Source organism: Streptomyces acidiscabies (assembly GCF_020010905.1).
Classification (GTDB): Bacteria; Actinomycetota; Actinomycetes; order Streptomycetales; family Streptomycetaceae; genus Streptomyces; species Streptomyces acidiscabies.
In genome coordinates, this window is the sequence record NZ_JAGJBY010000001.1 from 4,444,356 (window position 1) to 4,458,349 (window position 13,994).

The window sequence follows — 13,994 nt, forward strand, 5'->3', positions numbered from 1 at the left end:
CTCGCCCCCACCGCGAGCCGTACCCGGAAGGAAGCACATGGAGCCTGTGGAGCACCCCTCCCGCCGTCGCGTGATGACCGTGGCCGGCGGTGTCGTCGCCGGTGCCGCCCTCGCGCAGTCCCTCGCCGCGCCGTCGTTCGCCGCCGAGGCGCAGGACGCGGACGCGATCGTCGTCGGGCACGGTCTCGCCGGTCTCGTCGCCACGTCCGAACTCGTCGCCGCCGGGCGGAAGGTGCTGCTGCTCGACCAGGAGCCCGAGGCGAGCCTCGGCGGTCAGGCGTTCTGGTCGTTCGGCGGGCTGTTCCTCGTCGACTCCGACGAACAGCGGCTGATGGGCATCAAGGACAGCCGCGATCTCGCGTGGCAGGACTGGCTCGGTACGGCCGGGTTCGACCGGGGGATCACCGACCCCGCCGGGCAGGACCACTGGGCGTACAAGTGGGCCGAGGCGTACGTGGACTTCGCGTCCGGCGAGAAGCGGTCCTGGCTCGCCGGGCTCGGCGTCCAGTGGTTCCCCATCGTCGGGTGGGCCGAACGCGGGGGCGGTCTCGCGACCGGCCACGGGAACTCCGTACCCCGCTTCCACGTCACGTGGGGTACCGGGCCCGCCGTCGTCGAACCCTTCGAGAAGAAGGTCCGCGCGGGGGTCTCCGCCGGGAAGGTCACGTTCAAGTTCCGGCACCGGGTCGATGAACTCGTCGTCACGAACGGTACGGTCACCGGGGTGCGAGGGGCTCTCCTGGAACCCTCCAACGCGGCCCGGGGGACGGCCAGTTCGCGTACCGTCGTCGGGGATTTCGAGCTGCGTGCGCCTGTTGTCGTCGTCACGTCCGGTGGGATCGGCGCGAATCATGACCTCGTACGGGCCAACTGGCCTACGCGGATGGGGAATCCGCCGAAGTCGATGATCACGGGGGTGCCCGCGCACGTCGACGGCCGCATGCTCGGGATCACCCAGAAGGCCGGGGGCCGCATCGTCAATCCCGACCGCATGTGGCACTACACGGAAGGGCTCCGCAACTACGCGCCCATCTGGCCCGGCCACGGTATCCGTATCCTTCCCGGGCCGTCCTCGATGTGGTTCGACGCGAAGGGGCGGCGTTTCGATACGCCCGATATCCCCGGGTACGACACCCTCCACACGCTCAAGTCCATCACCGACTCCGGGTACGACTACTCCTGGTTCGTGACGACGCAGAAGATCCTGGCGAAGGAGTTCGCGCTCTCGGGTTCGGAGCAGAATCCCGACCTCACGAACAAGGACGTGTGGAAACTCCTCTCCCGTATCTGGCAGTCTCCCGAGCCGATCGAGCGGTTCAAGGAGAAGGGGGCGGACTTCGTGGTCGCGTCGACGTTGCCCGAACTGGTCGCTGGGATGAACAAGTTGACCGGCGAGAACCTGATCGACCTCGCGGACCTGAAGCGCCAGATCGAGGCACGTGACCGGGAGATCGACAACCCGTACACGAAGGACGTCCAGGTGATGGGCATCCGCAACGCGCTCAACTACCCGGGGGACAGCCTCAGTCGTACGGCGTCGGCGCACAAGATCCTGGACTCGTCGGCGGGTCCGCTGATCGCGGTCCACTTGAACATCCTGACGCGCAAGACGCTGGGCGGCCTCCAGACGGACCTCTCGGGCCGGGTCCTGAACGCGGCCGGATCCCCAATTCCCGGCCTGTACGCGGCGGGTGAGGTAGCAGGCTTCGGCGGAGGCGGCGTCCACGGCTACCGCTCACTGGAGGGCACGTTCCTAGGAGGCTGCCTGTTCTCGGGCCGCCAGGCGGGGAAGGCGGCAGCGGCGGCAATGTAGGAGGCCGGCTGCGGGTCCGATGTGGCTGGTCGCGCAGTTCCCCGCGCCCCTAAAAGACGGCGCGAGCGCCGGTCTTTTCCGGGGGCGGGCTGTATCTATTGCACGCCCAGGAGCACGGGGCGTTGTGCTGAAAAACTGGCGCTTGCGCCGTTTTTCCAGGGGCGCGGGGAACTGCGCGACCAGCCACATCGGACCCGCAGCCGAAGAACTACCCCTCCCGAGGCCACGGTCGTCCCCCGATCGCCTCGATCCCGTTGTTGAACCGCCTCAAATACCCCGCGAACGCAGCAATATCCTCATCCGACCAATCCCCCATCACCCGATCCAACACCTCGACAATCCCCCCACGTTCCTGATCCAACAGTCGCTCACCCTCCTCCGTGAGCCGGAACTTCCGAGCCATCCCCCCGGCCGGATCAGGAATCCGCTCCAACAGCCCCGCACGGGACGCCGCAGCCGTCTGCCGGTTCAACGTCGACGCGTCCAAGGCGAACGCCTCGCTCAACTCCCCGATCGACATGGGCCCCTGCATCCGGATCCGGCTCAGCATGATGTACGCGCTGCGCTCCATCACCCCATCGGTCCGCCGCCCACCCCGCTTGCTCATGAACGAGTGGCGGCTGAGCAGCATCTGCTCGTACTCGACCTGATGAGTGGGCGTCTCCATGGATCAATCCTGGCACACGGCGAACAACGGATCACATGCTTGATACATACGACATGTACGATGCACATCCTTCACCCCTGACACCCCTGAGAGAAAGCGGAGTCCTGAATGGACGCCCCCCAGCCCACGGCCCAGCCCAAGGCCCGGCCCACGGCCCGCTCGGGCGCCGTGATCGCCACACTCGCCTTCGCCGGCACGACCGCGGCGATCATGCAGACGCTGGTCACCCCGCTGATCGCGGAGCTGCCGAAGATCCTGGACACGACGTCGTCGAACGCGGCGTGGGTGATCACGGTCACCCTGCTGGTCTCGGCGGTGTGCGTCCCGGTGGTCGGCCGCCTGGGCGACCTCGTCGGCAAACGCCCGATGCTGCTGGCCTGCTCGATCCCGCTGGTCGTCGGCTCGATCGTGTGCGCGCTGGCCTCCGACGTGGTCACGATGATCGTCGGCCGGGGCCTCCAGGGCATGGGCATGGGCGTGGTCCCCCTCGGCATCGCGCTGCTGCGGGACGTCGTCCCGACGGAGAAGCTGAGCGGCTCGATAGCCCTGGTCAGCGCGTCGATGGGGATCGGCGGCGCGCTCGGTCTGCCGATCGCCGCTGCGGTCGCGGAGTACGCGAGCTGGCGCGTCCTGTTCTGGGGCTCGGCGACGCTGGCGGCGGCCGTGGCCGTACTGATCTGGTTCCTGATCCCGGACGTCCCGGCGGGCGCGAAGGGCCAGCGCTTCGACGCGCCCGGCGCGATCGGCCTCGGCGTCGGCCTCGTCGCGCTGCTGCTCGCGGTCTCGAAGGGCGGCGACTGGGGCTGGAGTTCCGGTTCGGTGCTCGGCCTGTTCGCCGCGGCGGTCGTCGCGCTGGGCGCGTGGGGTTTCTGGGAGATCCGTACGAAGGACCCGCTGGTCGACCTCCGGACGACGGCCCGCCCCCGCGTCCTGCTCACCAACGCCGCGTCCGTCTTCATCGGCTTCGGCATGTACGCATCGATGCTGGTCCTGCCGCAGCTCCTCCAGTTCCCGAAGGAGACCGGGTACGGGCTCGGCCAGTCGATGCTGGCGGCGGGCCTGTGGATGGCGCCCGGCGGCGTCATGATGATGCTGGTCTCGCCGCTCGGCGGAAAGCTCACGAACGCGCGCGGCCCCAAGTTCACGCTGGTCTGCGGCGCGCTCGTCCTCGCGGCCGGGTACGGTGCCTCGCTCGCGCTGATGGGTTCGGCGGCGGGCCTGATGGTCGTCACGATCATCACCAGCAGCGGCGTCGGCCTCGCCTACGGCGCGATGCCCGCGCTCATCATGAGCAGCGTCCCGGCATCGGAGACGGCCGCCGCGAACGGCTTCAACACCCTGATGCGCGCTCTCGGCACCTCGATCGGCTCGGCCGTCATCGGCGTGATCCTCTCCCAGATGACGACGACGCTGGGCGGCTTCACCTTCGCCTCCGAGGACGGCTTCCGTACGGCGCTGCTGGTCGGCGGCGCCCTCGCCCTCGTCTCGGCCGGCATCGCGGCAGCCATCCCGGCGGCGAAGCCGCTGGCGGACGACACGGAGAAGACGGACCCGGCGGAGGAGCCGGAAGAGGCCCGCGTCTGATTCACGGACGGCGGGGTGTGTTCAACCACCTTTGTGTTCAACCACTTTGGTGCTGGGTGACCTTCACGTCAGGTCCAGCACACCCCGCCGTACCGCCTCCGACACCGCCGACGCCCGGTTGTCGACGCCCAGCTTCCGGTAGATCCGCACCAGGTGCGTCTTCACCGTCGCCTCGCTCAGGAACAGCGCCTCCGCGATCCCCCGGTTCCCGCGCCCCTCCGCCAGCAGCCGTACGACGCCGATCTCACGCGCCGTCAACTCCCGTTCCCTGTCCGGCTCTTCCCCGACGAGCGCCCCCACCAGCTCCGGCGCGAGCCCCAGCGCCCCGGCGGCAGCGCCGCGCACCGCCCGGAACAGGTCCTGCGGCGGCCCGGCCTTGAGGACGTACCCACGGGCCCCCGCCTCCAACGCCCGTACGACGTCGGCGCGTCCGGAGTAACTCGTCAGCATCACCACGGCCACCTCGGGAGCCGCCGCCCGCAACCGGCGTACGGCCTCCACCCCGTCGATCCCGGCGGCCCCCGCGAACCGCAGGTCCATCAGTGCCACGTCCGGCGCCAACTCGGCGGCCAGCCGCACCGCTTCCTCGCCGCTCTCCGCCTCCCCGGCGACGACGAGATCGGCCTCCCCCTCCAACAGGGCACGCAGGCCCGCCCGGACGACGGTGTGGTCGTCGGCGAGCAGCAGACGCAGTGCGGTCACCCGGCCACCTCGTCGAGAACCTTCCCGGTCGGAGCGGGGATCGACGCGCACACCCGCGTCCCGTGGCCCGGCGCGCTGTGCACGTCCAGGAAACCCCCGCACTCCCGCAGTCGCGCACGGGCCGCCGGCAGGCCGAAACCCCGGGACGGGCCGGGGCAGTCGGGGAGCTGTGAGAACCCCCTGCCGTCGTCGTGGATCTCCAACTCCGCGCCGTCCGGCCGCTGGTGGAGCGTGACGTGGACGTTCACCGCGCGGGCGTGCTCGCGGATGTTCGCCAGGGTGCCCTGTGCGACCCGGAACAGGGTCGCCGCGCCCTGTTGGTCAAGTGCCGTACGCTCGGCGCCCGTTGTCCGGAACCGGACCCGTGCCGCCGCGCCCTCCGTCTCCGCGCGCTCGCACAACAGCCGCAGCGCGCCCGCGAGTCCGGCCTCCGCGACCGCCGACGGCGTGAGGTCGCTGATGATGCGGCGGGTCTCCGCGAGGTTGGCGTGCAGGCCGTCCGCCGCCGCCCGGACACGTGTCAGCGCGACGTCCGGACGCTCCTCCCAGTCCCGCTCGGCCGCCTGCAACAGCATGACGCCGCCCGCGAGTTCCTGCGCCAGCGTGTCGTGCAGGTCCCGCGCGATGCGCTCCCGCTCGGTCAACACCCCGGCCTGGCGCTGTTGTTGGGCGAGTTCCTCGCGCGTGGCGCGCAACTCCTCGACCAGCAGCCGCCGTCGGTGTGCCTCGCGCTGCAACGTGCCGTACAGCGCGACCGTCCCCCACACCGCCGCCACGGGCACCAGCAGCTCCGGCGTGAAATCGCCGCTGCCGCGCACCAGTTGGCCGACGAGCGAGACGGTGACCACGCCCACGGCGAGGCTCGCCGCCCGTCGGTCCAGCGCCCGCAGCGCCGCGCAGGCCAGTGGGATCGCCGCCCACACGTACGCGTCGGTCAGCGTCACCGGGGCGCGCAGCACGAGCGCCGTCCACAGTGTGACCAGCGCGGCCACCCAGGTGCGGCGCGCCGCCGTGCCCCATCGGCCGCCGGTCGCCAGTCCACCCCCGTACACCAGCGCCAGCAGCGTGCTGAGCACCACGATGTCGCGGCACAGTGGGCCCCCGTACGTGGCGGCTCGGACCAGCCCCGCGACGACGATGAGCGCGAGCGCGCCGTGCGAGAGGTGGTCCAGGGACCGGCGGGGGGCGGGGGGATGGTGGTCGGACACGGAGACCCCTTGATCCGGTGGAGGAGGGGCGCCGAGTCTAGCGGGCAGCTGTAGGGGCCCTGTGAGTTCTGGCTGTCAGCGGACGGGTACGGTCACGGCCTCACCAACCTTCGCATCGTCAGTGCCAGTTGGAGTCTGAAGCGGCCCTGCGGGGTGCGGACCGGCCAGCCCAGGGACTGTTCCGTGTGCGCCAGCCTGTCCTGCAACGTCGAATGATGAACGGTCAGTTCGGTCGCTGCGGCGCGCAGGCTCTGCGTGAACGCGACCGCGTGCAACGTCGCCAGCATCCAGGGTGCCTCGACCGCCGCACGCTCCAACGCCCTGACGTCCGGCGGCGGTTCACCCCCCGGCACGACCGTCTCCGCGAGCAGCGCGACGCCGCCGAGGTCGTCGGTGTACACGACCCGCGGGCCAGGGTCCGCTGAGGTGCCCTCGGCGGTGAACCGCAGGGCGGTACGGGCGGCGGCGCAGGAGTTGGGGAGGGAGAGGAGGGGGAGGGCGGGCCCGACACCGGCGCGGACACCTGCGGTGCGGATACCTGCGGTGCTCTCACCGGCCCGGACCGGCGCGGGACCTTCACCGGCCCGGGAGACAAGGGCGGGGCGGCTCTCCTGACTGGCCGGCACCGGGACCACATACGGCGCACCGTCCAACGGGACGACCACACGGGCCCGCACACCCGGGGCCAGCCCCAGCCTGCGGGCCGCGTGCAGGCGGGCCTGCTCGGGGGCGCCGGCGTCGAGAAGGGTCTCCACGAGGGCGGGATCGTCGGAGGGGGCACGGCCACGGGTACGGTCCAGAACTCGACTTACGGCACCTGCCGCACGCTCCAGGATGACGGCGTCGACGACGCTGGACGGGGCGGCGGTGGGGTTACCGGGCGAGTCGTTCGCGCCGACGCGGGGCGAACTGGTCGTGTCAGCGTCGGGTGAGCCGTTGGTGCCAGCGCCAGGCGGGGCGTTGCCGATATCGGGCGAGCCGTTCGTGCCGGTGCCCGGCAGGCTGCTTGCGCTGGCGCCGGGTGAGCTGTTCGCGTCGGCGCTCGGCAGGCTGCTTGTGCCGGTGCCGGGGAGGCTGCTCGTGTCAGCGTTGGACGGGGTGTGGTCGACGGCGGGTGAGCTGTTTGCGTCGGTGCCCGGCAGGACGCTTGCGCTGGCGCAGGGGAGGCCGCTCATACCAGCGCCGGGCGGGGCGTTGCCGACACCGGGCGAGCCGTTTGCGCCGACGTCCGGCAGGCCGCCCGTACCACCTCCAGGCGGACCGCCCCCGCGCTCCAGCCACAACGCAGGACGGCCGCCCGGCGTAAGCGGAGCGCTGGGCCAGGCCGGGTCGGGCGGTGTGTCGTCGTCCCGGCGGACCCCGTCCGCCTCCACCCGCACCCGGACCCGCCGCTCCTCGTCCACCAACCGCACCGGCACCCCCGCCAACACGGCCGCCCCCCGCACCAACGCCTCCACCCCTGCCCGAGCCTCCGCCAACCGGTCGAAGTACGCGATCACCCCCACAGCGGCCCCCGCCACCGGATCCACCGCACTCAACCGCCCGGCCAGCTCTTTCATACGCCCATGATGCGCCACCCCTCCGAGGACCGGCAGAGCCGTACGCCCTTCACGACCCACCCACCTCAAGGGAGGAACAGAGCGCACCGCGCCCCCAGCCGTGGCTGAGCGGCGCCGGGCCGGCGGGGAACCCTGCGAACCGGCTCAGGGGAAGACGGGGAGCCCGCGTGCTCGACCACCCGCTCCGGCGGCGGTCCGCGCGGCTGTTCCACCCCGCCTACCCCAACGCCCCGCTGGGCCGGCGGGGAACCCCGTGAACTGGCTTCTGGGAAGACGGGGAGCCCGCGCGTTCGACTACCCGCTCCGGCGGCAGCTCGCGCAGCCGTCCCACCTCGCCCACCCCAACGCCCTGCCGGGCCGGCGGGGAACTCCGCGAACTGGCTCCGGGGAAGACGGGGAGCCCGCGCGTCCGGCGGCAGCTCGCGCGGACGTCCCGTCCCGCTCACCCCAACGCCCCGCTGGGCCGGCGGGGAACCCCGTGAACCGGCTCCGGGGAAGACAGGGAGCCCGCGCGCTCGACCGCCCGCTCCGGCGGCAGCCCGCGCAGCCGTCCCACCTCGCCCACCCCAACGCCCCGCCGGGCCGGCGGGGAACCCTGCGAACCGGTCCCCGGGAAGACGGGGCGCCCATGCGCTCGACCGCCCGCTCCGGCGGCAGCCCGCGCAGCCACCCCCACCCCGCCCACCCCAACGCCCCCTACTCCGCAACCACCCCACCCACACCCCCTACTCCGCCAACAACCTCCGCAACCACCCCACCTGCGCCCCCTTCGCCGCCTGCGACAGCGCAGCCTGTGGTGCCATTCCGTCGAACCCGTGGAAACCTCCCGGCCAGACGTGGAGCTCCGCCACACCCCCCGCCTGCCAGATCCGCGTCGCATACGTGACGTCCTCGTCGCGGAAGGTCTCGGCGGAGCCGACGTCGATGAAGGCCGGGGGGAGGTCGGAGAGGTCGGTGGCGCGGGACGGGGCGGCGTAGGGGGAGACGGACGGGGTGCCTCGGGTGGGGCCCAGCAATGCCGTCCAGCCCGTGTCGTTCGATGTGCGGTCCCAGACTCCCCGGCCCTCCATCTGGTACGCCGACGGCGTGTCGTTGCGGTCGTCCAGCATGGGGCAGAGGAGGAGCTGGCCGAGAGGGCGCGGGCCCTCGCGGTCGCGGAGGAGGAGGGCCAGCGCCGCCGTCAGGCCGCCGCCCGCGCTCGCGCCCGCGATCACCACGCGCTCGGGGTCCACGTACAGGTCCTCCGCGTTGGACACCGTCCACAGGAGCCCGGCGTAGACGTCCTCGATCGGCGCCGGGTGAGGATGCTCGGGAGCCAGGCGGTACTCCACCGAGACCACGACCAGGTCCAGCTCACGCGCCCACTCCAGCACCCCGTCCACCCCCGTCCGATTGTCGCCGAGGACCATGCCGCCGCCGTGCGTGTGGTAGATCACCGCGCGGGGCCGGGCCGGCGGGGGAGTCGTCGGCGTACAGATCAGGAGTGAGATCGACGGGGCGCCCTCGGGCCCGGGCACCACCCGGTCCTCGACGGTGAACGCGCCGCCGAGGGTGAGGTCGGTCGGGACCAGGACCGCGGGCAGTTCCCCCCGCCGCAGCGCCCGGACGTCCTCGATCGTGATGCTGGGCCCGATGACGTCCTTGATCACCTCCAGCGCGGCGGACAGCTCGGGGTCGAAGGGCGGCGGTGACATCGTCGTCATGGCTACTCCTGAAGTGGATGGGCTGGAGCCATGTTCCGGCCACCGGGACCCTGCCGGCTCACCGCCGTACGGCGGATCCTGCCCGCCGACCGGCGGGTGGAACCACCCTGAACTGGCCTTATTGCCGCGCCGTGACCCTCTGTTCACCGAACCGAAGTGGAAAGAATCCAGCCGTTGAAGGATCATGGCGAATCCCCACAACCCCCATGACCCCCACAACCCCCCACAGGCAAACAGGAGTACCGAACCCGTGAACGTCACCCTGACCGTCTGGCTGGTGACCGTGGCCGCCCTGTGCGTCCTGGTCGCCGTCGACTTCTTCATCGGCAGAAAGCCGCACGAGGTCTCCCTCAAGGAGGCCGGGACCTGGACGATCGTCTGGGTGGTGCTCGCGATCCTGTTCGGCGTCGGCGTCTGGATCTACGGCGGCGGCCAGTCCGCGGGCGAGTTCTTCGCCGGATACATCACCGAGAAGTCCCTCAGCGTCGACAACCTCTTCGTCTTCGTCCTGATCATGTCCAAGTTCGCGGTGCCGCCGCAGTACCAGCAACGCGTCCTGATGGTCGGCGTCCTGGTCGCCCTGGTCCTGCGCGCCGGCTTCATCGCGGCCGGCGCGGCGATCATCTCCGCGTTCTCGTGGGTCTTCTACATCTTCGGCGCCTTCCTGATCTGGACCGCGTGGAAGCTCGTGCAGGACGCCCGCAAGGGCGGGCACGGGGAGCCCGGGGAGGGGGAGTACGAGGAGAGCAAGATGCTCAAGATGGTCGAGGAGCGCTTCGGCGTCGCCGACCGCTACCACGGCACCAAGCTGTGGATCGAGCAGAACGGCAAGAAGGTCATGACCCCGATGCTGGTCGTGATGCTCGCCATCGGCTCGACGGACATCCTGTTCGCCCTCGACTCCATCCCCGCGATCTACGGCCTGACCGACGACCCGTACATCGTGTTCACCGCCAACGCGTTCGCGCTGATGGGCCTGCGCCAGCTGTACTTCCTGATCGGCGGCCTGCTGAAGAAGCTGGTGCACCTCAGCTACGGCCTGTCGATCATCCTCGGCTTCATCGGCGTGAAGCTGTTCCTGCACGCGCTGCACGAGTCCGGCGTCCACGTCCCCGAGATCAGCATCCCGTTCTCCCTCGGGTTCATCGTCCTGGTCCTCGCGGTGACGACGTTCACGAGCCTGCGAGCGACCCGGGATCAGACGACGACCCAGTGAGGACGACGAGCTGACGGGTCGCCCGCGTCATCGCCACGTAGTGGTCGACCGCCCCGAACCGCTCGGGGTCCACGAGGACGACGAGGTCGAACTCCAGCCCCTTCACCAGCTCCGGCGACAGCGACCGCACCCGCCCGCCGTCCCCGGCGTACGAGGGAGCCCCGATGACGCAGGCCGTCCCCTCGTCGTACGCGGCGAGCCACCCGCCGACCACCGACTCCAGCTCGGACACCGGCCCGTACGCGACCGGCACCCCCGAACTCCGCACGGACGTCGGCACGTTCGCGTCCGGCAGCACCGCGCGGATCACGGGCTCGGCCTCCGCCATGATCTCCTCCGGCGTCCGGTAGTTGACGCTGAGGGAGGCCAGCGCGACCCGGTCGAACCCGACCCGCTCAAGACGCTCCTGCCACGACTCGGTGAACCCGCGCCGCGTCTGCGCCCGGTCCCCGACGATGGTGAAGCTGCGCGACGGGCACCGCAGGAGCAGCATCTGCCACTCGGCGTCGGTGAGTTCCTGCGCCTCGTCGACGACGATGTGCGCGAAGGGCCCGGCGAGCAGGTCGGGTTCGACGACCGGCGCCTGCGGGGTGGCCAGGGAGTTCTGGAGGTCCTGGCCGGTGAGCATGGACATCAGCATCCCCTCCCAGTCGTCGTCGCCGCGCTGGAGGTTCTCGGTGACCTGCGCCCGGTACTCCCGCTCGGCGGCGGCCTCCGCCTCCTGACGCCGCCTGCGCCGGGAGGCACCCGGGTCGCCGAGCCGCTGCCGGGCGGCGTCGAGGTACGGCAGGTCGGACACGGTCCACGCGTGCGCGTCCGCGCGCTGGAGGCGCCGTACGTCGTCGGGGGCGAGCCAGGGCGCGGCCAGCCGCAGGTACGCCGGGACCGTCCACAGGTCGCCGACCAGCTCGGCCGCCTCGATCAGCGGCCACGCCTGCGAGAGCGCCGAGGTCAGCGGCTCGATCTGGCGCAGCAGCCGCTGGAACAGCTGGGGCGTGAGGTCGCCCTCGTACTTGTCCCAGAGGATCTCGACGAGCTTCGCCCAGACCTCCTCGCGGCCCTCGTTGTGCGGGGTGCCGGGCTCGGGCGCGTCGAACGCCTCCGCCCAGTCGGCGGCGGTCAGTGGCAGCAGGACGCGATCGAGGGCGAGGGTCATGCCCTCGGCGGGCGGCTCCTCGTAGAACCGCACCGCCCGCTCGACGGCCTTCACCAGCCGCGCCGACTCCTTGAGGCGGGCCACCTCCGGGTCGCCCTCGGGCTTCGCGGCGGCGCCCTCGGCGACCAGGTCGCGCACGATGCACGTCTGCACGCCCTCCTCGCCGAGGCTCGGCAGCACGTCGGAGACGTAGTCCAGGTACGGCCGGTGCGGGCCGACGAACAGGACGCCGCCGCGCCGGTGCCCGAGCCGGGGGTCGGCGTACAGCAGGTGCGCCGTGCGGTGCAGGGCGACGACGGTCTTGCCGGTGCCGGGACCGCCGTCCACGACGAGCGCGCCGCGCGAACCGGCGCGGATGATCGCGTCCTGGTCGGCCTGGATCGTCGCGAGGACGTCCCGCATCCGCTCCGAGCGGTTGGTGCCGAGGCTCGCGACGAACGCGGACTGGTCGTCGAGCGCGACGCCCTGTTCGAGGCCGTCGCTGGTGAACACCTCGTCCCAGTAGTCGCCGACCCGCCCGCCGTGCCAGCGGTAGCGGCGCCGCGAGACCAGGCCCATCGGGTTCGCGTGGGTCGCCGCGAAGAACGGTTCGGCGGCGGGGGAGCGCCAGTCGATCAGCAGCCGCTGCCCGTCCTCGCCGGTCAGCCCGAGCCGCCCGACGTACACGTTCCCCTCGTCGGTGACCATCCGCCCGAGGCACAGGTCGAGCCCGAACCGGCGCAGCGTGCGCAGCCGTCCGCCGAGCCGGTGCACCTCGATGTCCCGGTCCATGGCGGCCTGCCCGCTCCCGCCGGGCGCCTTCAGCTCGGCGTCGAGCAGCCGCGAGGTCTCCGCGATCGACGCCTTCAGGCTCTCGGCGACGGCGGCGAAATGCCGCTCGTCCTCGGCGATCAGCGCCGGGTCCGCCTTCGCGGCCAGCCGCTCCGGCAGGGCGAAGGCGCTGCTGGTCAGGGGGTTCATCAAAAGCTCCGTACGTTCCGTGGCTCAGCCCGCCACATCGATCAGCAGTTTCGCAGCCACGTCCGCCCCGTCCGCCCGCACGGTCGGGGCGACGGCCTTCGCACGTACGGCCGTCTCCGGCGCGAGCGCCACCGCGAGCGCCGCGGACAGCGACTCGTACGTCGGTACGGGACCGTCGTGCGCGACCCCGATCCCCAGCGCCGCGACCCGGGACCCCCAGTAGGGCTGGTCCACGATCTGCGGGACGACGACCTGCGGCACCCCGGCGAGCGTGGCCGTCGTGGTCGTACCGGCGCCCCCGTGGTGGACGACGGCGGCGACCCGGCGGAACAGGGCCTGGTGGTTGATCTCGCCGACGACGTGGCAGTCCGGCTGGTCGTCGACCGGCGCCAGCTCGGCCCAGCCGCGCGCGAGCAGCACCCGGCGGCCCTGGGAACGTACCGCGTCGATGGCCGCGCGGGCGACCTCGGCGGACGCGTCCTTCAGGGCCATGCTGCCGAAACCGACGTACACGGGCGGCTCCCCGGCCTCCAGGAACGCCGTCACGTCATCCGGCAGCGGGCGGCTGTCGGGGAGGATCCACGCGCCGGTGTGGACGACGTCGCGGTCCGTCGGCGCGAGCGTCTCGTCGGCGGCGAGCCAGGGGCGGTCGGTGAAGACGTGGTCGCGGACGTTCGTCAGGGGCGGCAGGCCGCGCTTGGCGCGGTGGGTGTTCAGGGCCTCGCCGTACAGGGCGTCGACCTTCTCGCCGTCCAGGCCCCACAGGACCATGTTGTCCTTCTCGTCCGGCGGGAACGGCTTGCCCGGACGCGACAGCGGCGGGTAGTCCGGCGACGGGATCGAGGTCGGCTGGAACAGCGCGAACACGTACGGGATCCCGAGCAGACCGGCCACCGACCGCGCCCCGGCGGGCAGCAGCCCCGTCGCGAGCAGCACGTCACAGCCCTCGGCCGCCGCGCCGACCGTCTCGAAGTGCTCGGCGACCAGCGCCTTCGCCGTCGCGAAAGGGTCCGGCCTGGTGGCACCCGACACCAGCGCCCGCACCGACATCCCGAACGGCACGACCTCCGCGCCGACCGCTTCGAGCAGCCGCGCGAACTCCTCGTCCGGCGGTACACACACGCGGACCTCGGCGCCGCGCGCCCGCAGCCGCGCGGCAAGAGCGGCGAGCGGCTCGACGTCTCCGCGCGATCCGTACGACATCAACAGCACACGCATTCCCACAGCCCCCATTTACGCAGGTGGAACAGGTCAGGTCGGTGATTGTGCGGGACGGAGGGGGCCTTGCCGCAAGGCCCCCCATGCGTTATAACTTGAGCATGGCAAGGAAAGCCGTTCGGCTCCTTGCCTTTTTGCTGCCCTCACTTCTCTCTTGACTTCGAGAGCGCTCGAAGTCATAGCGTCGGACGTGTCAGTGATCGTCCGG

Annotated in this window: 10 protein-coding genes; 3 read left to right on the forward strand and 7 right to left on the reverse strand. The window is 71.6% G+C overall.

Annotated features, from left to right (window positions below):
* The first annotated feature begins 37 nt into the window (after positions 1–37).
* The gene (locus J8M50_RS20410; protein ID WP_010358463.1) at positions 38–1,813 is read left to right on the forward strand and encodes an FAD-binding dehydrogenase; all 1,776 of its coding nucleotides are present in this window, start codon (positions 38–40) and stop codon (positions 1,811–1,813) included.
* A gap of 208 nt (positions 1,814–2,021) precedes the next feature.
* Here J8M50_RS20410 and J8M50_RS20415 read toward each other — a convergent pair whose 3' ends face one another.
* On the reverse strand, positions 2,022–2,480 hold the full coding sequence (locus J8M50_RS20415) for a MarR family winged helix-turn-helix transcriptional regulator (protein ID WP_010358461.1): 459 nt from the start codon (positions 2,478–2,480) through the stop codon (positions 2,022–2,024).
* 108 nt (positions 2,481–2,588) lie between these two features.
* Here J8M50_RS20415 and J8M50_RS20420 point away from each other — a divergent pair, with 108 nt between their 5' ends.
* A complete protein-coding gene (locus J8M50_RS20420) occupies positions 2,589–4,064 on the forward strand; it encodes an MFS transporter (RefSeq protein ID WP_010358460.1) in 1,476 nt (491 codons plus the stop codon).
* Between the two features lie 63 nt (positions 4,065–4,127).
* On the opposite strand, the gene J8M50_RS20425 is transcribed toward J8M50_RS20420, so the two are convergent.
* The 4 genes from J8M50_RS20425 to J8M50_RS20445 form a co-directional block, all read right to left on the reverse strand.
* Positions 4,128–4,766 (reverse strand): response regulator, encoded by a 639-nt coding sequence (locus J8M50_RS20425; protein WP_010358459.1) that lies wholly within the window; start codon positions 4,764–4,766, stop codon positions 4,128–4,130.
* Positions 4,763–5,974, reverse strand: coding sequence for a sensor histidine kinase (locus tag J8M50_RS20430; protein ID WP_010358458.1), 1,212 nt, complete (start codon positions 5,972–5,974; stop codon positions 4,763–4,765). Before J8M50_RS20430 ends, J8M50_RS20425 begins: the two co-directional genes overlap by 4 nt.
* A gap of 92 nt (positions 5,975–6,066) precedes the next feature.
* On the reverse strand, positions 6,067–7,533 hold the full coding sequence (locus J8M50_RS50105; RefSeq protein WP_010358457.1) for a helix-turn-helix domain-containing protein: 1,467 nt from the start codon (positions 7,531–7,533) through the stop codon (positions 6,067–6,069).
* Between the two features lie 725 nt (positions 7,534–8,258).
* Positions 8,259–9,236 carry an alpha/beta hydrolase gene (locus J8M50_RS20445; RefSeq protein ID WP_010353792.1) on the reverse strand — a complete coding sequence of 326 codons (978 nt, stop codon included), beginning with the start codon at positions 9,234–9,236 and terminating at the stop codon, positions 8,259–8,261.
* Between the two features lie 250 nt (positions 9,237–9,486).
* Between J8M50_RS20445 and J8M50_RS20450 the strand changes: the two genes are divergently transcribed.
* On the forward strand, positions 9,487–10,452 hold the full coding sequence (locus tag J8M50_RS20450) for a TerC family protein (RefSeq protein ID WP_010353791.1): 966 nt from the start codon (positions 9,487–9,489) through the stop codon (positions 10,450–10,452).
* Here the strand turns inward: J8M50_RS20450 and helR are convergent.
* A complete protein-coding gene (gene helR / locus J8M50_RS20455; RefSeq protein ID WP_010353790.1) occupies positions 10,409–12,568 on the reverse strand; it encodes an RNA polymerase recycling motor ATPase HelR in 2,160 nt (719 codons plus the stop codon). The genes J8M50_RS20450 and helR overlap by 44 nt on opposite strands.
* A gap of 24 nt (positions 12,569–12,592) precedes the next feature.
* A complete protein-coding gene (locus tag J8M50_RS20460; RefSeq protein ID WP_029183865.1) occupies positions 12,593–13,786 on the reverse strand; it encodes a glycosyltransferase in 1,194 nt (397 codons plus the stop codon).
* Positions 13,787–13,994 lie beyond the last annotated feature (208 nt).

What these genes read in the sequence shown, in the direction of transcription:
- J8M50_RS20460 (WP_029183865.1), bottom strand. Translation starts at nt 13,786, where the DNA reads ATGCGTGTGCTGTTGATGTCGTACGGATCGCGCGGAGACGTCGAGCCG.
- J8M50_RS20420 (WP_010358460.1), top strand. Translation starts at nt 2,589, where the DNA reads ATGGACGCCCCCCAGCCCACGGCCCAGCCCAAGGCCCGGCCCACGGCC.
- helR (WP_010353790.1), bottom strand. Translation starts at nt 12,568, where the DNA reads ATGAACCCCCTGACCAGCAGCGCCTTCGCCCTGCCGGAGCGGCTGGCC.
- J8M50_RS20415 (WP_010358461.1), bottom strand. Translation starts at nt 2,480, where the DNA reads ATGGAGACGCCCACTCATCAGGTCGAGTACGAGCAGATGCTGCTCAGC.
- J8M50_RS20445 (WP_010353792.1), bottom strand. Translation starts at nt 9,236, where the DNA reads ATGACGACGATGTCACCGCCGCCCTTCGACCCCGAGCTGTCCGCCGCG.
- J8M50_RS20410 (WP_010358463.1), top strand. Translation starts at nt 38, where the DNA reads ATGGAGCCTGTGGAGCACCCCTCCCGCCGTCGCGTGATGACCGTGGCC.
- J8M50_RS50105 (WP_010358457.1), bottom strand. Translation starts at nt 7,533, where the DNA reads ATGAAAGAGCTGGCCGGGCGGTTGAGTGCGGTGGATCCGGTGGCGGGG.